17 protein-coding genes are annotated in these 20,684 nt (G+C 51.8%); 10 read left to right on the forward strand and 7 right to left on the reverse strand.

The window, feature by feature from the left end:
* Positions 1–118: 118 nt before the first annotated feature.
* The gene (gene mnmC, locus ACJ8W9_RS05340; RefSeq protein ID WP_411360583.1) at positions 119–1,984 is read left to right on the forward strand and encodes a bifunctional tRNA (5-methylaminomethyl-2-thiouridine)(34)-methyltransferase MnmD/FAD-dependent 5-carboxymethylaminomethyl-2-thiouridine(34) oxidoreductase MnmC; all 1,866 of its coding nucleotides are present in this window, start codon (positions 119–121) and stop codon (positions 1,982–1,984) included.
* Here mnmC and ACJ8W9_RS05345 read toward each other — a convergent pair.
* Positions 1,959–2,246 carry a YfcL family protein gene (locus ACJ8W9_RS05345; RefSeq protein WP_411360584.1) on the reverse strand — a complete coding sequence of 96 codons (288 nt, stop codon included), beginning with the start codon at positions 2,244–2,246 and terminating at the stop codon, positions 1,959–1,961. The two genes, mnmC and ACJ8W9_RS05345, sit on opposite strands and share 26 nt — an antisense overlap.
* A gap of 103 nt (positions 2,247–2,349) precedes the next feature.
* Here ACJ8W9_RS05345 and fldB point away from each other — a divergent pair, with 103 nt between their 5' ends.
* Positions 2,350–2,874, forward strand: a complete 525-nt coding sequence (fldB, locus tag ACJ8W9_RS05350; protein ID WP_034732718.1) for a flavodoxin FldB — start codon at positions 2,350–2,352, stop codon at positions 2,872–2,874.
* Here fldB and ACJ8W9_RS05355 read toward each other — a convergent pair.
* A complete protein-coding gene (locus ACJ8W9_RS05355; protein ID WP_411360585.1) occupies positions 2,845–3,279 on the reverse strand; it encodes an HIT domain-containing protein in 435 nt (144 codons plus the stop codon). The two genes, fldB and ACJ8W9_RS05355, sit on opposite strands and share 30 nt — an antisense overlap.
* A 44-nt stretch (positions 3,280–3,323) precedes the next feature.
* Here ACJ8W9_RS05355 and ACJ8W9_RS05360 point away from each other — a divergent pair, with 44 nt between their 5' ends.
* Complete coding sequence (locus ACJ8W9_RS05360; RefSeq protein ID WP_411360586.1) at positions 3,324–5,669, forward strand: zinc-dependent metalloprotease; 2,346 nt, start codon at positions 3,324–3,326, stop codon at positions 5,667–5,669.
* Positions 5,670–5,751: 82 nt separating this feature from the next.
* On the opposite strand, the gene ACJ8W9_RS05365 is transcribed toward ACJ8W9_RS05360, so the two are convergent.
* Complete coding sequence (locus tag ACJ8W9_RS05365) at positions 5,752–7,386, reverse strand: M28 family metallopeptidase (protein WP_411358845.1); 1,635 nt, start codon at positions 7,384–7,386, stop codon at positions 5,752–5,754.
* Between the two features lie 197 nt (positions 7,387–7,583).
* Here ACJ8W9_RS05365 and ACJ8W9_RS05370 point away from each other — a divergent pair, with 197 nt between their 5' ends.
* The 3 genes from ACJ8W9_RS05370 (at position 7,584) to ACJ8W9_RS05380 (ending at position 12,574) form a co-directional block, all read left to right on the forward strand.
* A complete protein-coding gene (locus tag ACJ8W9_RS05370; protein WP_411360587.1) occupies positions 7,584–9,785 on the forward strand; it encodes a TonB-dependent receptor in 2,202 nt (733 codons plus the stop codon).
* A gap of 95 nt (positions 9,786–9,880) precedes the next feature.
* A complete protein-coding gene (locus ACJ8W9_RS05375; RefSeq protein WP_411360588.1) occupies positions 9,881–12,130 on the forward strand; it encodes an alpha/beta fold hydrolase in 2,250 nt (749 codons plus the stop codon).
* Between the two features lie 45 nt (positions 12,131–12,175).
* Positions 12,176–12,574 carry an acyl-CoA thioesterase gene (locus ACJ8W9_RS05380; protein ID WP_034733180.1) on the forward strand — a complete coding sequence of 133 codons (399 nt, stop codon included), beginning with the start codon at positions 12,176–12,178 and terminating at the stop codon, positions 12,572–12,574.
* 39 nt (positions 12,575–12,613) lie between these two features.
* Here ACJ8W9_RS05380 and ACJ8W9_RS05385 read toward each other — a convergent pair whose 3' ends face one another.
* Both ACJ8W9_RS05385 and cysS read right to left on the reverse strand, forming a co-directional pair.
* Positions 12,614–14,143 (reverse strand): leucyl aminopeptidase family protein, encoded by a 1,530-nt coding sequence (locus ACJ8W9_RS05385; protein ID WP_411360589.1) that lies wholly within the window; start codon positions 14,141–14,143, stop codon positions 12,614–12,616.
* Between the two features lie 40 nt (positions 14,144–14,183).
* Positions 14,184–15,566, reverse strand: a complete 1,383-nt coding sequence (gene cysS, locus ACJ8W9_RS05390; protein WP_411358849.1) for a cysteine--tRNA ligase — start codon at positions 15,564–15,566, stop codon at positions 14,184–14,186.
* Positions 15,567–15,705: 139 nt separating this feature from the next.
* Between cysS and ACJ8W9_RS05395 the strand changes: the two genes are divergently transcribed.
* Both ACJ8W9_RS05395 and lpxH read left to right on the forward strand, forming a co-directional pair.
* Complete coding sequence (locus tag ACJ8W9_RS05395) at positions 15,706–16,209, forward strand: peptidylprolyl isomerase (protein WP_411358850.1); 504 nt, start codon at positions 15,706–15,708, stop codon at positions 16,207–16,209.
* Positions 16,210–16,218: 9 nt separating this feature from the next.
* Positions 16,219–16,974 (forward strand): UDP-2,3-diacylglucosamine diphosphatase, encoded by a 756-nt coding sequence (lpxH, locus tag ACJ8W9_RS05400; protein WP_411358851.1) that lies wholly within the window; start codon positions 16,219–16,221, stop codon positions 16,972–16,974.
* Here the strand turns inward: lpxH and miaE are convergent.
* The gene (gene miaE, locus ACJ8W9_RS05405; protein ID WP_411358852.1) at positions 16,910–17,713 is read right to left on the reverse strand and encodes a tRNA isopentenyl-2-thiomethyl-A-37 hydroxylase MiaE; all 804 of its coding nucleotides are present in this window, start codon (positions 17,711–17,713) and stop codon (positions 16,910–16,912) included. The genes lpxH and miaE overlap by 65 nt on opposite strands.
* 204 nt (positions 17,714–17,917) lie before the next feature.
* Here miaE and ACJ8W9_RS05410 point away from each other — a divergent pair, with 204 nt between their 5' ends.
* Together ACJ8W9_RS05410 and ACJ8W9_RS05415 are read left to right on the forward strand one after the other, a co-directional pair.
* On the forward strand, positions 17,918–18,514 hold the full coding sequence (locus ACJ8W9_RS05410; RefSeq protein WP_411358853.1) for a Yip1 family protein: 597 nt from the start codon (positions 17,918–17,920) through the stop codon (positions 18,512–18,514).
* A gap of 102 nt (positions 18,515–18,616) precedes the next feature.
* Positions 18,617–19,945: a dicarboxylate/amino acid:cation symporter gene (locus tag ACJ8W9_RS05415; protein ID WP_411358854.1), complete on the forward strand. Its 1,329-nt coding sequence runs from the start codon at positions 18,617–18,619 to the stop codon at positions 19,943–19,945.
* 18 nt (positions 19,946–19,963) lie between these two features.
* On the opposite strand, the gene ACJ8W9_RS05420 is transcribed toward ACJ8W9_RS05415, so the two are convergent.
* Positions 19,964–20,665 (reverse strand): hypothetical protein, encoded by a 702-nt coding sequence (locus ACJ8W9_RS05420; protein WP_411360590.1) that lies wholly within the window; start codon positions 20,663–20,665, stop codon positions 19,964–19,966.
* Between the last annotated feature and the right edge of the window lie 19 nt (positions 20,666–20,684).

A 20,684-nucleotide genomic window follows, 5' to 3' on the forward strand; every position in this document is an offset into this window, starting at 1 on the left:
TTGCTGAGCGCATGTGTATGGTAGCTTAGTTGAACAAAAAAGTGGTCTGCTTTCCGCAACTTTACTTATTTATTGTTACACTATTGCGGACTTTCAACGCACTTAAAGAGATTGTTCTGTGGCTGACGTTTCTCACGCTCATCTGAGTTTTAATGAATTTGGCTTGCCTGTCGCCAATGCCTACGATGACATCTATTTTAGCAACGAAAACGGTTTAGCCGAAAGCCATTACGTCTTTTTGCAGCATAATGATCTCCCCACGCGTTGGCAAACCCACTCGCAACGGCGCTTCGTCATCGCCGAAAGCGGATTTGGCACTGGCCTCAACCTGCTGGCGACTTGGCAACTGTTGCTTGAGCAGGCGCCCGAATCAGCTCAACTGCATTTTATTTCCTTCGAGAAGTTTCCGTTGCAACGCGATGATTTACGGCGTGCCTTAGCGGCGTTTCCGAACTTAGCACCACTTGCCGAGGAGCTAATTGCCGCCTATCCCCCCGCAGAGCCCGGTTGTCATCGTCGGCACTTGGCTAATGGCCGGATTTTGCTCGATGTTTGGGTGGGTGACATTCAAACCAGCCTCAACGATTGGCTACCGCATGCCGAAGCAACGGTTGACGCGTGGTTTCTCGATGGCTTTGCCCCTGACAAAAACCCCGATATGTGGACCCAGACGTTATATGACGCTATGGCCCACAGCGCCCGTGAGCATGCCACTTTTGCGACCTTTACCGCGGCCGGCTCCGTGCGGCGCGGGCTACAAGCAGCAGGGTTTCAAGTGACTAAAGCCAAAGGCTTCGGACGCAAGCGTGAGATGCTGCGAGGTATACGACCAGCGCGCACCACTTCAGCACGAACCGAGGCAAGCGAGCGTGCAACAGAAATGATAACGGTTGTCGGTGGTGGTATTGCTGCTGCCTGTTTGGTCTGGCACTTAGCGCAACAAGGCTACACGGTTGAACTGATTGCCGACAGCTTGGCTGACGGCGCATCGGGTAATTCGCAGGGTGCGGTGTATCCGCTATTACATGCTGAGCGCAGCCCACTCGCGGCGTTTTTTACTCAAGCCTTTGGCTACGCCACACAATTCTACCAACACCAAGCACCGCAGCATTGGTTTCCTACCGGCGTCGTGCAACTTGCCTTTAATGCCAGCCGCGAAGAACGTTATCGTAAAATCGTCGCAACCGGTGCCAATACGCCGCAGTACGCCAGTCAAACCGTGCAATGGCAATCGGCTGATGCGACGCAACAATTGTGGTCAGCTCTACCCGCGCATCCAAGTTTGTATTACCCAGCTGGAGGCTGGTTGCGCCCTGCTGCCGTTGTAGAGCACTTAGTCGGCAGCACCACAGCCTTAAGTCGCCTATCGCACGGACCGCTTGAGCAGATCAAACCGAGTCACGAGGGGTGGGTACTCAACTTCGCCGATGGCCATCAGTTGCGTCGACAACGCGTCATACTAGCGTGCGGCGCCGGACTCAAGCACTTGCTTGCACCCTTCGCGATACAATTGCAAAACGTGCGCGGCCAAGTTTCGCTTTGTCCGACCACCAATACCAGCGCTGACTGTCCACTCGTCGTCTGCTACAAAGGCTATTTCACCCCAGCAGATAACGGCATCCATTGTGTTGGCGCGACCTATGCGCGCGATAGTGAGGATTTAACTTTGCGTGCCGCTGATGACCGCGAGAATCTCGCCAATGTGTGTCAAGACTTAGCGCCGGCGCAGTGGCCAGCAGAACTGCGCGCCACCAACGCTCGCGCGGCCATTCGCAATACCACTAAGGATCACCTACCGCTAGCAGGTGCGGTTGCTGAGAATTTATGGGTGATGGGTGGCTTAGGCTCGCGAGGTTTTACCGCAGCCCCGCTCGTTGCTGCTTGTTTAGCTGCAGTAATCAGTCACCAACCCCTACCTTTACCGGCAGCGTTGTGGCAACGCTTGCAACCGGCGCGGCTTAAACCCGCGCCAGCTTCGCCATAAGATCAGCGATATGTTGCTGATCCGCCGGTGCTAATTCGTGCTTGTTGGCATCGAGCGATGCCTGTACCGCGGGTAACACCACCGCCGCAGCGCGTTGTTCCTGCAACTCTAACTGCGCGACCACTAAATCAAAATGTCCACGTAAGTAACCACTTGCAAACAACTCATCGTCGTCGCCATCGACGACCGCTTGGTCAAAAACCTGCTCAAGTTCTTGCACGTAAGTATCGAACTCACGTTGATCAATTTGCGCTGTTGCCACGTTACTACCTCTCGTACGACTGTTATGGCCAAGAGGATACCATAAAAGCCGTAAATTCTGATACACTAGCGCCCTGTTTTGCTCGTCAGCCAAAGGTTTTTTCATGACCCAGAAAATCGGACTCTTTTACGGCTCAACCACCTGCTTCACCGAAATTGCCGCCGAAAAAATTCAAGCGCAATTCGCGCCAGACCAAGTGGAATTGTTCAACATAAAAGATACCCCGTTGGCTCATGCCGAACAGTTCGACCGTTTGATATTCGGCTTATCAACCTGGGACTTCGGTGAGATCCAAGAAGACTGGGAAAGTCATTGGGACGAAATTAAAGACCTCGATTTAACCGGCAAAGTTGTCGCACTATTTGGTATGGGCGACCAAGTCGGCTACACCGACTGGTTTCAAGACGCGTTAGGAATGTTACACGACGAAATCGCCGCCAGCGGTTGCATCCGCATCGGTTTTTGGCCGAACCAAGGCTACGATTTCGCCGCCTCCAAAGCCCTCACTGCCGACGGTGAATTTTTCGTGGGCCTCGCGCTGGACGAAGACAGCCAATACGAGCTCAGCGAAGCGCGCATCCAACACTGGGTCGAGCAACTAAAACAAGAACTCGCGGAAGTCGGCTAGCCGCTGCGCTGCGCTGTCATTGCTGTGGCGCTGGGCAGGTGAATGGCCCCATACCGGACCTGGCCATGCGGGATCATCAGGATGACGCAGCAGAATGTGAACATGCAGTTGGCTTACGACGTTACCAAGCGCGCCAATATTCAGCTTGGCTGAAGGCTGTCGTTGTTTGAGGCGCCCGCTGATGTTTTTAACTTCTGTGGCAAGTTGTTTTTGTTGTTGAGCGTCGAGGTCCAAGAATTCCACGCAATCCGCAACCCGCGGCACCAGTATCACCCAGTCGTAACGGCTATCATCAAACAGCAGTACCTCACACAAATCTAGCGCACCTAGTCGCAAAGTATCGTGCGCTAGCCGCGGGTCGAGCGTGAATGGGTTACTTTCGGCGATAGGTTTGCTATAACGCATGTCTGACTCGTTTTCTTTACGCATACTAATAAAAGGACACCCTCATGAAACGATTCATGCTGGTCATTATCGGTTGGGCACTACTGGTGAGCCAAGCTTGGGCGCAACCGTCAATCACCGAGTATACTGCGCAGATGCAGCCGCACCAAGGTTTCTTGACGTTTTATCACGATCAAGCCACGGGCAAAATCTATCTGCAAATCCCACGCGAACAACAACAGTTCATTTTCCAAACGAGCTTGCCGTGGGGGCTAGGTTCAAATGATATCGGCTTAGACCGTGGTCAACTCGGCACGACACGCTTAGCAAGCTTTTATCTTGAGGGTGATAAAGCCTTACTCTTACACCACAATACTTATTATCGGGCGGATTCTGATAACGCAGCCGAACGTGCCAGTATCGACGAAGCCTTTGCCGATTCGGTGATCGCGGGTTTCAGCATTGTCGCGGCGGATGCGCAAGCGGTACTGATCGATTACACGCCCTATCTGCTGAGTGACACTCACGGCGTTGTGCAGCGTTTACAACAAACACAACAAGGCAGCTATCACGTTGCCAGCGATCGCAGTGTGGTTTATCCAGCACGGAGCAAAGCGTTTCCGGACAACACCGAGCTCGAAGCAAAAGTTACTTTTAGTGGCAAAGCAGCAGGTCGTTATGTACGCCAAGTCGCACCTGATGCGGATCATTTAACGCTGCATCTGCATCATTCTTTTATTCGTCTTCCAGACGATGGTTACACTCCGCGCGAGTTTCATCCGCAAAGTGGTTTTTGGGCAGAAGAATATCGTGACTACGCAGCACCGCTAGGCACTGATATGGCGGTGAAAATGATTCCACGTCACCGCTTAGCCAAGGGTGAAACCATTACCTATTACCTCGACCCCGGCGTTCCAGAGCCGGTGCGCAGTGCCCTACTTGATGGCGCACGTTGGTGGCAAGAGGCCTTTGCCGCAGCCGGACATCCCGACGGCTATGAAGTTCGCGAACTCCCAGCTGATGCCGATCCGATGGATATTCGCTACAACGTGATTCAATGGGTGCACCGGGCAACGCGCGGCTGGTCGTACGGTTCATCGGTCATCGACCCTCGCACCGGTGAAATATTAAAAGGTCACGTGACCCTTGGCTCCCTGCGCGTGCGTCAAGATATGCTGATCGCACAAAGCTTGCTGGCACCCTATGCCGAACGTCTTGGCGCCGAATCTCAAGCCGAGCTGCTCGAGACTATCGAAGCGATGGCGTTACAACGCATCCGCCAACTTTCCGCCCATGAAGTTGGCCACACACTCGGCATCGCCCACAATTTTGCCGCAAGCGCCGACGATCGCGCCTCGGTGATGGATTACCCACACCCACTCGTGACCATTGGCACTGACGGCGAATTGTCGCTCAATGGTGCTTACACGAACGCCATCGGTATTTGGGATAAGCAAGTCGTGCGCTATGGTTACGGTGACGACTCTTTGAGCGATATTTTGCGCGAAAATCAACGGCTTGGTTTGGCTTTTATCTCTGACAGTGACGCCCGACCGCAAGGCGGCGCCCACCCTGATGCACACTTGTGGGACAATGGCAGCGACCCGGTCGCCGAGCTGGAGCGTGTGCTCGCTGTGCGCAGTACCGCTTTAGAGCAGTTTGGTGTTGCCAATTTGGCGTCCGAGCGTCCGCTTTCCGATCTACGGGCTCTGTTGGTTCCGGTGTATTTACTCCATCGTTATCAAACTGAAGCCGCGGTTAAAATGTTAGCGGGCGTACACTATCGTTACGCCATGAAGGGTGATGCTGACGTGAAAGCGCGTGTTGTGAATGCAGCGCAACAACAACGCGCATTGCAGCTGCTCGCGCAAACTTGGCAAGCAGATGCCTTAGCGCTGTCGCCAGAAATCCGCGAATTGCTGCTGCCTTTTGCTTACGGAAGTAGTGCCACGCGTGAAAACTTTAGCGGGATGACTGGCTTGGTGCCAGATCCGGAAACTATGGCTGCAAGTGCAGCGCGTTTTAGCTTGCAACTGGTACTCAATAATCAACGCTTGGAGCGTTTACTACAGCAAGCTCAGCACGACGCCGACGTACCAAGCGTGACTGACGTACTGACGACCATCGCGACAAGCGCGATTGCACCGGCACAACAAAATGCCGCCACTAGTCTGCAAGAACGTATCGCATTTGAGGCGCTTACCGCAGTCGCTGAAGTTTACCTACAAGATAACAGTCCAGCGTTGCAGGCCCGTTTACTTAGCTTCATGCAGCAACAGCAGCGAGACTGGCAAAGTGCGGCTGACAGTCCTGCCAAACAACTCGCTCTCGCGGCTTTGACGAAGTTATTCGAAGATCACACTTGGCCGCTCAAAGGTGCTCCAGCACTCCCTCCTGGCTCACCGATCTAAGTAATCAAGTCATCAATAATCAAAACAAAAAAAGCTGAGACGTTGCCGCCTCAGCTTTTTTAATGATCGCAAAGCACGTGTGTTAGTCGAGGTTTGCGAAGAATGAATCCGGCAACCAGCGTGGACGCTCAGCATCGTTGGCGATGGTTTGGCCGATTTCGTAGTTGATGTTGGTAAAGACAACGCCGGCTTCGTAATTGATTGGTAAGCTGGGTTGATCGCTTGGGCGATGGTAGTGCTCAGCAAAGAACTGGCCCCAAATTTCACCACCATTCTCATCTTCACCTTTGGCGGTAAAGCCGGTCATCAGGAATACCGCCGGTACGCCTTTTTTCACGAATGGATAGTGGTCTGAACGGGTGAAAATGGCTTGTTCTGGCATTGGATCTTCACTCAACTCAATACCATACTGGCCAGCAGCTTCGGCAACCGACTCGCCAAGTGTTGAATGCGTTGAACCAAACGCGATGACGTCGGCAAAATCATACAGCAACACAGGCATATCAAGATTCACGTTCGCAACAATTTGCTGCAACGGCACGGTGGGGTAGTGTGCGAAATAATCGGCACCTAACAGACCACGTTCTTCGGCAGTCACTGACAAGAACAAAATCGAGCGTTTTGGCTGCGTATCGGCTTCGACAAACATCCGTGCGGTTTCAAGTAACACGCTGACACCACTGGCATTGTCCATCGCGCCATTATTGATGTGGTCGTCTTGGCTTAAGTCTTGGGTCATGCCGATGTGATCGGAGTGGGCGGTATACAGCACATACTCGTCGCGCAGTTCTGGGTCACTGCCAGGCAAAATTGCTGCTACGTTCGGGCTGGTAATTTCTTCGTGCTCAGAAGCCCGCTTTAGAGTCACCGATACGCCTAACTCGAATGGCTTCGGCTGCTCGCCTTTTTCCAACTGGGCAAAAACTTCATCCATGCTAATCGCAGCGTTCACAAACAACGGCTCTGCTGCGGCAAAATCGACATAAGCACTACCTGTTAAGTTCTTATACGCCAAATTCGGTTCACCATCGGCATTCACCCAGGTAACGCTCGGTGCGCGTTGATACATAGCACTGACTTTAAACGGCCGTACTTCTTCACGCATTGGCGTGTGCAAGTTAATAATGCCTACTGCGCCGCGCTCTGCTGCAAATTTTGTTTTGCTGCTGTTGAGGTGCGCGCCCTCTTCGCTCGGCAAATCAGCCGGACGACCGCTGACCATCATGACAATTTTGCCATCGACATCGACATTCGCGTAATCATTCAAACCGAACTCTTCTGAAACCAAGCCGTAGCCGACAAATACCACAGGTGCGGTGACTTCGGTTTGTTCAGCGTAGGCACTTGGCCCAGTTAAGAATTCTTTACCGTACTCAAGTTCAACTTGGTTGTCGCCGGTATCCACCACCATGGTCGCGCTACCTTCGACCAAGCTGCTGCGACGAAAGCGAATACGCTGATAGTAGGTGTCATCGTCGCCCGCAGGCTCAAGTCCCAGCTTCTTAAATTCAGAGGCAATGTATTGCGCGGCAATTTCGTGTCCACGACTGCCCGTATCGCGCCCTTCAAGTGCATCGCTGGCGAGAAATTCGAGGTGAGCGCGCAAGGTTTGCGCATCGGCCGAGACCGCTTGTGGTGCTGCTGATGTTGCCTCGCCACCACAGGCTGCGAGACCTGCTGCCAATACGGTAGCGCCAACAAGGCTTAGAATTCGCATAGTTCTTCCCATCGTTGTTTTTGTAAAAACAGCATTCTAACCAGATGCGCCAAGAGAAACGAGTTTTTGTTGCAGGGCTTTGTAATGGATTGTTTCAAATCTTAAAAAAGACTTGAATTGTTATAGTATAACATTACAATCAATTACACTAAGATGAACCACAGCTTCGAAACCTACCATCATTAGAGGACCTTAACATGTTGAAGTACAGTCCTGTTGCCCTGTTAGTTGCTCAAGTCTTGGCCTTGCCAGTTGCTGCGCAAGACACTCAAGAAACCAGCAAAGCGCAGCATGAGCATGACAACACCGAGGTAATCGTCATCACCGCATCGCCACTGGCCCGCACTGAGCTTAATTCAGCGCAACCGATTTCAGTGATTAGCGGCGACGAACTCCGCGAAAAGCAAGCACACACCCTAGGTGAGACCTTAGCGCAAGAGCCCGGCATTAATGCGACGCACTTTGCTCGTGTGGCCTCAAGTCCAGTGATTCGCGGCCTCGATGGCCCACGCGTGAAAATTACTCAAAATGGCCTCGATACCGGTGACGTATCGCGCGGCAGTCCAGACCATGCGGTCACCACCGAAACTTCTGTCGCTGAACAAATCGAGATTTTACGCGGTCCAGCCACCCTACTTTATGGTAGCGGTGCCATTGGCGGTGTCGTCAACGTGGTCGACGAACGCATTGCACAAGACTTTGTCGGCGGTACGCGAGGCTTTTTTGGTGGCAACCTAGCAACCGTTGATGATTTGCGTGATGCAACTTTTGGTATCACCAGCGACGTCGGCAATACGGTCTGGCATTTTGACGGTTTCACCCGCAGCAGTGACGACTACAGCACCCCGACCTTCCTCAATGAAGAAGGCGAAGCCGTCGACAGCGTCGAGAACTCTTTTGTCGACGCTATGGGCGGTACTGTTGGTGTTAGCTATATTCTTGATAACGGCTTTATTGGGGCTTCTTACGCGCGTCTCGAGCAAGAATATGGCATTCCTGGCCACGCGCATCATGAAGAAGAACATGAAGATGAGCACGGGCACGAAGAAGAACACGCCGATGAACATGACGACCACGAGGGTGAAGTGCTGCCCTACGCTGACCTTGTGCAAGATCGCGTACAACTCCATGCGGGCTTCGATCAGCCTTTCTCGGGCATCGAAAAACTCGATATTCGCTATGCGTTTACCGATTATCAACACCAAGAAATTGAAGGTGACGTAGCCGGTACAACCTTCACTAATGAGCAGCATGAACTGCGCGTCACAGCGAATCATCACCTGACTGGCAACTGGTACGGCGCCATTGGTTACCACGGTTTTGACCAACAGCAAGCGGCCTTTGGCGAGGAAGCCTATACGCCAGCCAGCGATACCACGCGTCACGGTTTCTTTTGGCTCGCCGAAACGCGGGATGAGACCCTCAACTGGCAGACCGGCATTCGCTACGAGCTGGTCGATATCAGCGCACCCGGCCTCGAAATCGGCGCGAGTGATTATGAGTTCAAGCCGTTTTCAGCCTCATTTGGGGTGAGCTATCAGTGGCATCCGCTGGTGCGTTTTAATGCCAACCTGAGCCATGCCGAGCGCGCTCCTTCAGCCAATGAGTTATTTGCTAACGGTCAGCATTTGGCGACGCGTACCTACGAGCTGGGCTTAAACTATGAGTTACACGAAGAAGGCGACCATGCTTACGCAATTGAAGCAACGGATCGTGCACCAGCGCTCGAAAAATCAAACACGCTCGACCTTGGTACGCACATCGAGTATGGCGACAATCACCTTGACATCACCCTGTTCGTGAGCCAAATCGATAACTTTGTGTTTGAAAACGTCACCGCGATCAATAGCGTCGACCTAATGCAAGACCATGATCATGACCATGGACATGAAGAGGAGCACGAAGAGCATGCCGAGGAAGACGCGCATGACCATAGCGAAGGCTTACCTGTTGTGCACTACCAACAAGTTGACGCGCTGTTGTTTGGTTACGAAATCAGTGGTTTATGGCAACTTACCAATGAGTGGCAACTGACCGCATTTAGCGACTATACCCGCGCCTACACGGAAGATTCACGCAGCAACTTGCCGCGTATTCCACAGCAACGCTTGGGTAGCGAAGTTACCTATAATCAAGGCACTTGGGAAGCACGGGTGGGTTATATTTGGCACGCCGAGCAAAACCGGGTGGCCATTAACGAGACACAAACACCAAGTTTTGGCTTGCTCAACGCACAGTTTAACTACTTCCCGCAGACGTTTGCGGCGAACAACTTAAGCATTTACGTAAAAGCAGACAACTTGACTGACAAACTGGGCTACGTGCACACCTCTTTCTTGAAAGAACAAGCTCCGCTAGCGGGTCGTAACTTTAGTATTGGTATTCGCGGCGAATTCTAGCGCATTGTCGCCGCGACTTATCGCACTCAGCGCAAGCATTGGCTCTGCTTTGGTAGACTTAGACAAGATTTCATCTCGTCGACAAGGAAACAGGCATGCGAATGTTCGCGCTGAGTTTTATTTTGGGTTTTATGATCACTGCACCGAGTGCGGCGCAAGCGGTTGCCAGTGCCGAAAACTTTGCCCAACAAGAACTCACCATTGAACGCATCTTTTCTGCACCTGCGCTCACGCCTCCAGCACCACAACAACTGCAATTTGCTCCCGATGGCAACCTACTGAGCTACGTCAAAGGCTCTAGCGAGACGCCCAACATCAATGATCTGTGGGTGTACGACATTCGCCAGCAACAGCACCGACAGTTGCTAGCCGCCGCGCAACTCGTGGCAGACCCAACGGCCATGTCTGCCACCGAACAAGCACGCCGCGAACGGCTGCGCATTCGCGCTGGTGGCATCGTTGAATACCATTGGTCACCAGACGGTCAACAGCTGCTGATTCCGCTTGCTGGACAACTGTTTCTGGTCAAGGTCAGTGACGGTGCGGTTAAAGAACTGACAGCTGCTGACAGTGCCGTGAGCGATGCACGCTTTTCGCCACGCGGAAACTACGTCAGTTATCTGGATGCGCAGGGTGCCTTACAGCTGATCCAACTTGCTGATGACAAACGCCTGCAAGTCACCCCAGCACGCACTGCCACCACCAGCTATGCCGTTGCCGAATTCGTCGCGCAAGAAGAGATGAAACGCATGACGGGTTATTGGTGGAGCCCAGATGAATCAAGTATCGCCCTCACCCGAGTCGATACTAGCCTAGTCGAAGTCAGCGCACGCACCGACGTTTATGCTGATCGCACCGAATTGGTCGAGCAACGTTATCCATTTACCGGCACGGCAAATGCTAAAGTGGATCTAGGCATTTATCAGCTCGACTCAACCCTGACGCGCTGGTTAGGACTCGAAAATCGACATCAAGCCGGCTACCTCGCACGGGTGAAATGGCTCCCGAACAGTTCGCAGCTCAGTTATCAATGGCAAACTCGTGACCAGCAACAGTTGACGCTGTATCTACAGCCACGTAACCAAGCCGATGCGACCGCCGTGTTGAGCGAAACTGCCACTACGTGGCTCAATCTGCATGACGACTTGGTGTTTTTGAACGACTCGCGGCACTTCATTTGGGCCTCAGAGCGCAGTGGGTTCAAACATTTGTACCTCTACCGTATTGACGGCAGCCTGATCCGCCAACTGAGCAGTGGTGATTGGCAAGTCGATGCAGTGAGCGCGGTCGATGACACCACCGGCTTCGTGTATTTTACTGGGCGCAAGGAAACCCCGCTCGAACGACATTTGTATCGTGTCAGTTTGAACACCACCACGCCAAGTCAACCGACCCGCTTGAGCCAACGCGCAGGCATGCACGAAATTACCTTTGCGAGTAATTATCGTAGTTACCTTGATAGCTTTTCCAGCAGTACCCAGCCGCCGCAGGTGAGTCTGCACGGCCCAACTGGTGAGCGCATCACCTGGCTACATGAAAATGTGATAGATGCCAGCCACCCGCTGGCGAACTATCTTCGCGACTGGGTTTATCCAGAATTTGGTCAACTAACTGCCGCCGACGAGCAAACCTTGCATTATCAGCTCTACAAACCCGCCAATATGGTCGATAACCAGCCCTATCCGGCCGTGGTGATGGTTTATGGCGGCCCGCGTGCGCAGCGCGTGACCAATAGTTGGGGTGACTATTTCAGTCAGTATTTGGCACAACAAGGCTATGTCGTTTTCAAACTCGATAATCGGGGCAGCGGCAATCGCGGCAAGGCTTTTGAAAACGTTATCTACCGCCAGCTCGCGCAAGCCGAAGTCGCCGACCAAGTGTTGGGCGCTGAATTCTTGCAGTCGCTGCCGTATGTCGATGACAAGCGGATTGGCGTATTTGGGCACAGCTACGGTGGTTACATGGCGTTGCATTTAATTTTACGCGCGCCGGAACAGTTTGCCGCAGCGGTAGCCGGTGCACCGGTCACCGATTGGCGCCTCTACGACACCCATTACACCGAACGCTACATGAGTACGCCGCAAGATAATGCTGACGGCTACCGTGCGGCTGATGTGTTGACCTATGCCGAACAACTGGAACAGCCGCTGTTGATCTACCACGGCATGGCCGATGACAACGTGCTCTATACCCACACCGCCAAGTTATCCTATGCCCTGCAGCAAGCGATGAAGCCGTTTGAGTTAATGGCTTACCCCGGCAAGCAGCATGGTTTGCGCGGACGTGAAACCTCGATCCATCGGTATCAGTTAATCGCAGACTTTTTTGCGCGCCACTTGCAATAAGATATACTGAGCGCATTCACTTCACGCCAAGGAGATATTCAGGTGATGCGCTTTCTTTCCCGTCGTTTGGTCATGCCCAACGACCTAAACTTTGCCGGTTCATTGTTCGGTGGGCGGATCCTCGAATGGATCGATGAAGAATCTTATATTTTTGCCGCCTGTCAGCTGGATGCCAAAAGCCTAGTGACCAAACACATCGGCGCCATTAGCTTCGAAACCTCAGCGTATCAAGGCGATGTCGTTGAGTTTGGCCTCGGTGTACAAAAAGTTGGCCGTACGTCGATTACGGTGACCTGTGTGGTGCGCAACAAGCAAACCAAACAAAATATTTGTGTTGCTGACGATATTGTTTTCGTGCATATCGACCCAGCGACACGTACGCCACAACCGCATCATAAAACTAAAGCTGAACTCGACATGTTAAAAATAGAAACGCCGGAATAATTCCGGCGTTTTTGACTCTGTTTCCGTTTTTTTTCGGGCTTATTTATGTAAATAAGCACCGGCAAAACAGGTAACCGGCGTAGCAGTTGGCTTACCGTGCTGCCAATCACCATTTTCAACACCGCTACCAGCAATATCGACATGCATATAGGGCAACGGATGATCGCTATCGTTGCCGTGCTGATCCAGGCCAGACGCTATCGCCAAAAATGCCATCGGGAACTGATGCCCGCGACGGGTTGTAGCGGACGGCCCGTTGTTGCTCGATAACACGTCGTCTGATTTGGTGCGCGGTGCGACGAAACTAAAGTCTTCGCGACGTGACCAGCTCACCTCAGTTGGATCGCCGTACACCTCACCCGCTTGCCAGAGTTTATCATGCAAACCTTGCGCTACTGCTGCACCATTCGGCACTAACGCCGTATACGGGCCCTTGGCTAATGCTGCGTGTCCCGTCAACGTCGCCACACTGAACAACTGCGGACGCGGATAATTGCCTGCTTGCACGCGCAAGTGCGAGAGCAAATCAGCTAACAGTAAGCGACCTTCGGCATCGGTATTGCCGATCCGCACGCGCACACCACTGTGGGCGGTGATAATTTCGTCAGCCACAAAGGCATCACTGCCAATGCTGTTGCGTACGAGGCCTAGCTCGGCCACCGCACTGACTGTATCTGGACGCATTTCTGCCAGCGTCTTCATAAAGCCAGCTACACCTGCTGCGCCTCCTTTATCGCGGCTCATGCCTGCCATATGGCCGCCTGTCTTCATATCGGCACCGCCGGTATCGTAGACAATGCCTTTACCGGCAAACATCAGGGTTTGTTCTGCCGCTGGTGCGTTGTACTCTAGGCGCACCACCACGGGCCAATGCCGCTCGACCTTGAGCGATGCCCGCGCTACCGACATCAACAACGGGTACTCGTGTTGTAATTGCTGAATATCGTCAATCACGGTAACTTTCACCGGCGTGTGGGCGAAGGTTTGCTGCAAGTACTCGGCAAACTTCGGCGGTGCCATGCGCTCTGGCTCGGTGCCACATAAGTCGCGTGCCACGCGCTTGCCAGATTCAACTGCGGTTAACCATTCGTTATCGAGCGTACCGACCACACCGATACTACGAATAGTTTCAAGTTCTTCTTCACCGAGCGCTTCCCGTGCTTCTAATGGCTCGTAGAGTGCTTGGCAGGCGCCCCAATAAGCAACGGCTTCAGCTTGTCCGTAACGTGCATCATCGGCAGTACCAAACACCACCAATAATGGCATTTTAGCGCCAGCTTGTTGGGCGATACGGGCGCCCACCCCGGCGGCATCGGCGATACTGCGCACGTCATCGTAATCGCGCGTCAATGGCCCCGTTGGCGCCGTGATTAAACGTCCGCCAAAGACATCAGCGGTCAATAACAAAGGGTGCTTGCCGACGCGCTGATCAAACTGTTGCGCACGTTCGACATAATCCGCAAATTCTGCAGGTAACTGTTGTGCAAAATCACCCACCAAAATCACTGCGTCGTAATCCTCATGCGCAGTGCTGTAACTTTCTACTACTTCAACTGTTGGAAATGCCATAGCTATCCTCGTTGGTTTAAGTGAAATTCAGGTGGAACGCTTACAATCGACGCCAGCGTGTTCCTTGTGGGGTATCTTCGAGTTCTATCCCCATTGCTGTTAAGGCGTCGCGCGCGGCATCTGCCGCCGCCCAGTCTTTGTTCGCGCGCGCAGTGCGGCGCGCTTCAATCAACTCTTCAATTTTCGCGGTATCCAGATCATCATTGCTAGCACCACCTTGTAAAAAAGCTTCTGGCGTTTGTTGCAACAGCCCAAGGATGCCGGCCAAATGTTTGAGTACGGCACCAAGCGCATTGCGTGTCGCAGCACTCTCGGCGCGATTGATTTCGCGTGCCAGATCAAACAATACCGGGAGAGCTTCGGGCACGTTAAAGTCATCGTCCATCGCTTGGTTAAAGCGTGCAACGTAAGGCGCTGCAACGCTATCATCAAGGTCGACGGCCTGGCACTCACGCAGTGCGGTGTACAAGCGCTCCAGCCCTGCCCGCGCTTGTTCTAGGTTTTCGGTTGAGTAATTCAACTGCGAACGATAGTGACTCGAAAGCAGGAAGAAGCGCACTGTTTCAGCATCGTATTGCTTAAGCACTTCGCGAATGGTGAAAAAGTTGCCTAGAGACTTCGACATTTTCACCGCGTCAACTTGCACCATGCCGCTGTGCATCCAATAGTTCACATAGTCGTGATCGTTGGCGCAGCAACTTTGCGCGACTTCGTTTTCATGGTGCGGGAAGATCAAATCTGAACCGCCGCCATGAATATCAAAATTTTCACCTAAATGGCGTTTGTTCATAGCCGAGCATTCAATGTGCCAACCTGGCCGCCCTGCGCCCCAAGGTGATGGCCAACTAGGCTCACCTGCTTTGGCTTGCTTCCACAACACAAAATCGAGCGGGTCGGTTTTGTTCTGCGCCACGTCAACCCGCGCACCGGCTTGCAATTGTTCAAGATTCTGGCGGCTCAATTGACCATATTTATCGAAGCTACTGACGTCGAACAACACATCACCATCGTCGGCAACATAGGCATGCCCACGCGCGATCAAGGTTTCAATCATGCTGATGATATCGCCCATATGCCCAGTTACGGTTGGCTCAATGTCTGGGCGCAGCAAATTCAAGGCGTCAAAATCATCGTGCATGGCCTTGGTATAACGTTCGGTTACCGCATCGATCGCCTCGCCATTTTCGTTGGCGCGACGAATAATTTTATCGTCGACGTCGGTAATATTGCGCACATAAGTCACTTTAAAACCTTTGGCCCGCAAATAGCGCACCACGACATCGAACGCGACATAAGTGCGCGCATGACCAATATGACAGTAATCGTAAATGGTAACGCCACAGACATAGAGCTTCACCTCACCGGGGGTGATGGGTTGAAAGGCTTCTTTACTGCGACGCAAAGTATCATAAATGGTCAACATGCGAGATTAAGCTCCAGTTACGTGGGTCGTTTTACAAAATTTAGAAGCTAATGATACCGCATGGTGCCGCCTTGTCACAAACAATGCTAAACTGTGCGCAGCTAATTGAATTGTTAACCTTTATGATGGAGTCAGACTTATGCAAGTAACGTTGCACACCAACCATGGCAAGATTCGCCTTGAACTTTTTCCAGAACAAGCGCCGAAAACCGTCGAAAACTTTTTGAACTATGTGCGCGAAGGTTTTTACGATGAAACGTTATTTCATCGCGTCATCAAAGGATTCATGATTCAAGGCGGCGGTTTTAATGGTGAGATGGTACAAAAAACACCTACCCACGATGCCATCGAGAACGAAGCCGATAACGGCCTGAAAAACCTCAAAGGCACGGTCGCTATGGCGCGTACTCAAGATCCACACTCGGCAACCTGTCAGTTTTTCATCAACGTCGCAGATAACGAGTTTTTGAACTTCAAAAACGAAAGTATGGGCGGCTGGGGCTACTGCGTGTTTGGCAAAGTGATTGAAGGTATGGACGTAGTCAGCGACATCGAGCAAGTCTACACCACTCAGGCAGGCTTCCATCAAGACGTACCAAAAGACGATGTGGTGATCGAAAAAGCCACTATCGATAGCGAGTAATTAAGCATTATGGCGACATGGTTTATCGCAGATTTACATTTGTCGCCAGCGCGGCCCGACATTGTGCAATTGTTTTGCGACTTTTTGCGCGATGAAGCCCGGGCCGCCGACCAACTCTTTATTCTCGGCGATTTGTTTGACGCTTGGATTGGCGACGACGACAACAGTAGCTTTGCCCAGCAAATTCAAGCCGAGCTAAAGCGTTACACCGAGCATGGTATTCCGACGTACTTTATTGCTGGTAATCGCGATTTTGCCATTGGCGAGCGCTTTGCTAAGCAAACCGGTATTGAAATCCTACCAGACCCTACAGTGATAGAGCTCTACGGTACACCGACACTGATTCTGCATGGTGATTTGCTCTGCACTGACGACCACAGCTATCAGCGTTTGCGGCGCTGGATCCGCAAGCCCTGGTTGCTGCACGGCTTGCTGGCCTTACCGCTCAGTTGGCGTATGCGGATTGCCAAAAAATTACGGCAATCGAGCAAAACCCAAAAACCGTTAAGCGAACAAGAGCTGCGCATCATGGATGCCAATCCGCGAACGGTGCAGGATTATTTCGCGCAATATGGCGTGCAACGCATGATTCACGGACATACCCATCGCCCTGCAGTGCATCAATTAAGTGACCAAAGTGGTCAGTCCCTCACGCGCATCGTGCTCGGTGACTGGTACACGCAAGGCAGTATGCTCAAGGTTACCCATGAACAGCAGCAGCTAATGCAACGTCCGTTGCCAGCGGCCGTCCCGAGTGAAATTTAAAGTCGCTGTCAGGAGCTAAAATCAACTCTGCTTCAAGCTCCGCAAATTGCCCCACTCGCGCACTGATGTCCTGCCCTGCAATAGCTTCAGCCAAACTCAGATAATCTTGATAATGGCGTGCTTCTGAGCGCAACAAAGAGACATAGAACTGACTTAAACGCGCAGGCAAGTGTGGGGCCAACTTGGCAAAACGCTCACACGAGCGCGCTTCAATAAAAGCACCACAAATTAATTTGTCGACCAAAGTCGCCGGTTCATGGGTACGCACCTCGCGCAGCAGCTCACGCGCATAGCGACTCGAAGTGATTTTATCGTAAGCAATGCCAAATTCATCAGCAACCTCTAATACCTGATAGAAGTGATGCAGCTCTTCTTTAATTAGCATCACCATTTTATCGATCAAATCTTGACTGTAAGGCTTATCGGCACGCCCCATCATGGTTTTGCGCAAACTCGTGGGTTGCGCCAGCGCGCGCCAATCCCCTTGTAAGCGGTAGGTGTAGTCTTCATAAGGCGCCAACCATTGTAACAATGCTTCACCACTGGCGGCATCCACTGCATAACGACGCAACAGCAACATTGCGCTCTGTGCGGCTTTCAGCTCGCAGACCATGTGGTCGCGCAACAACACCGGCAACTGCTCCGGTTGGCACGCCATAGCGACCCATTCGGCAGGCGTTTCGCACAGTAAGAAGTTGCGGATGGGAGTAAGTAATCGATCGACTTCAGCAGACTGCATAGGAAATTTTGCGTGGCTTGTAAAAAGCCTATTTTACGCATCCCTTTAACTTAGGACAAGGTTGGAAGAAAAACCTCAGTTGTCACCGAAAAAGCCTTGACTATGGCGAAAATCCGACCATTATTGAATGTAAGTCGAACAAAAAATCGACGTAGCAAAAACAATAATAATATTTTACAAAACAACGAGAAGTAGAGGTTCATTATGATCTTGAATCATATTTGGGGACTGTACGCACACCCGCGGGAAGAATGGAAAACCATCGACGAGCGTCACGAGAGCATGACCTTTGCCTTAAGTCATATTCTTATTGTCGCTTTGATCCCCTGTGCGGCAGCATATTACGCATCAGCTCATTTAGGTTGGAGCATCGGTGCACGCGAAGAAACCTTCTTAACGCAATCGAGTGCAACGATTTTAGCAGTGGCGATGTATATCGGTATTCTCGGTGCATCTTTTGCGCTTGGTTATCTCATCCATTGGATGGCGAAAACCTTCGGCGCGCAACCAACTTTCACTCAATCAATGGAACTTGCGGCCTATACTGCGACGCCTGTGATCATGTCGGGTGTGAGTGCGCTCTATCCTGAGCTCTGGTTTGTCACCTGTGTGTTCCTAGCTGGTGTTGCCTACTCGGTCTATTTGCTTTATTCCGGGGTACCGATTCTAATGCATATCCCCGAAGAACGTGGGTTCATTTACGCTAGTTCGGTGGTCACTGCCGGCCTCATTATGATGGTCGTACTGATGGTGACCTGTGCGATTCTATGGACCAATGGTTTTGGTCCGCAGTACATGTAACGAAAGCAACCGCTCACCGAAAACGCCGACCCTGTCGGCGTTTTTTTATGGTAGTCTTTGCGGGTTCATTCTTATTCTTGTTTCATAACTTCAGGAAAACGTATGCGTGACAACAACAAAAAGCTCAGCTTAACAACGCGTATTGTGATTGGCATGTTCGCCGGGATCATCGTTGGCTTTCTACTAAAACTTTTATTCCCTGAAAGTGTTTTGGTCGAAGGCTATCTCACCAAAGGTCTATTCCATGTTGTGGGTCAGATCTTTATCAGCTCGCTACAAATGCTGGTTGTACCTCTCGTGTTTGTGTCACTGGTTGTCGGTACTTGCTCGATCAGTGACCCCAGTAAATTAGGTCGTTTGGGCGGCAAAGCCGTCAGTCTTTACATGGTCACGACCGCCATCGCCATTACCTTTGCGATTTTTGCGGCAGTTGTTATCCAACCAGGTGCCGGCGTTGCCATGCAATCGGATGCCACATTTGAACCATCACAGGCACCATCATTGGCTCAAGTGATTATCGATTTATTCCCGAAAAATCCGTTCTCAGCGATGGCGGACGGCAACATGCTGCAAATCATCGTATTTGCTCTGTTGTTCGGTATTTCGATGGCCTTGATCGGTAAGTCTGGCGACCGCTTGAAAGGCTTCTTTGAGGACTTCAACGAAGTCATAATGAAGTTAGTCGTAATTTTGATGAACCTCGCTCCCTACGGTGTATTTGCACTCATGGCGAAACTGTTCAGCGAAACCGAATTTGAGACTATTTTCAGTCTCGGCAAATATTTCTTGCTGGTGTTCTTTGTCCTTATTTTGCATGGGCTGGTGACTTATTCACTTATCCTCAAGGGCATGACAGGTTTAAGCCCTTGGATGTTCTTGAAGAAAATGCGTGAAGTACAAATTTTTGGCTTTACCATTTCCAGCAGTAACGCCACCATCCCGGTAACTCTTGAAACCGTCACCAAGCGTTTGGGGGTGAGCAATAAAATTGGCTCATTCACCGTACCTCTCGGCGCGACTATTAACATGGATGGCACTGCCATCATGCAAGGCGTCGCGACGGTATTTATCGCACAAGTGTACCTAGTCGATTTATCCATTGCTGATTACGCTATGGTGGTGCTCACCGCCACACTTGCCAGTATCGGTACCGCAGGTGTGCCAGGCGTTGGCTTGATCATGCTTGCTATGGTCCTCGGCCAAGTCGGTTTACCCGTCGAAGGTATTGGTTTGATTATCGGTGTTGACCGCCTACTCGATATGACACGCACAGCGGTGAATGTCACCGGTGATGCAATGGTTAGTGTCATCGTGGCGAAGAGTGAGGGTGAACTTGATTACGCCATCTATAACGATGAGAACGCTGATATTGAAGCACGCGATGTAGGTGAGCAAATCGAAGAGAAAATACACGAAAAAGAAAGTCAGTAAATGCTTAAGCTGGGGGCGTTAAAACGCCCCCATTTCCCGCCACACAAATTGCGTCAAACCCTGCATATCGACCGTAACGGCATCCGTGTTGCCACGCATCGTCTGTTGAATAAGCTCGTTGAGTAACGGCCCCAACACACTGGTAACCCATTCGTCTGCAGTCTGCCCAGCTTTGATCTGCGGCAATTCTAATCGTGCTAAACGCACACTTAGCAACGGCCGCCCGCGGTCAAACAAGTTCACCACTACATCTTCAAGCAGCACCTCATCGACTTGCCACAAAATATTTTGCTTGGCGCGTTGTACTGGCAAACGCGACTGCACACGCTCAATCACAGTATGCAAGTTCGATTGACCGGTACCATAGTAGGCAATGGTCAGCTGCGCATTCCGAATTGCAGCGCTGGCGAGCTGCAAGTTATCTTGTTGCTGCGATAACCAATCCCCTTCTAAACGCACTTGTTCAGCCCAAAGCAATTGGTTCAAACCGGCATCGAGTTGTTCGACTTGGGTCGCTACGCCTAGTTCGCGCGCGTTCAGTTCAGCAGTTAGGGTATTCAGCTCGAAGCTGTCGTAACTGACAGTCACACCCAGTTGCTTGTCGGCACGTTCGACTAAATCGCTGGCGACACGCTCCGATAAGGTTTGCTCTGGAACGGCCTCAGCGCATCCAGACAGCAGCATTGCAGTCAATGCCGTGGCGAGAATGGAATGCTTCATAATAGCTCCTTGCGCAGGC

This window comes from Pseudidiomarina salilacus (genome assembly GCF_047323925.1).
GTDB classification, from domain to species: Bacteria; Pseudomonadota; Gammaproteobacteria; order Enterobacterales; family Alteromonadaceae; genus Pseudidiomarina; species Pseudidiomarina salilacus.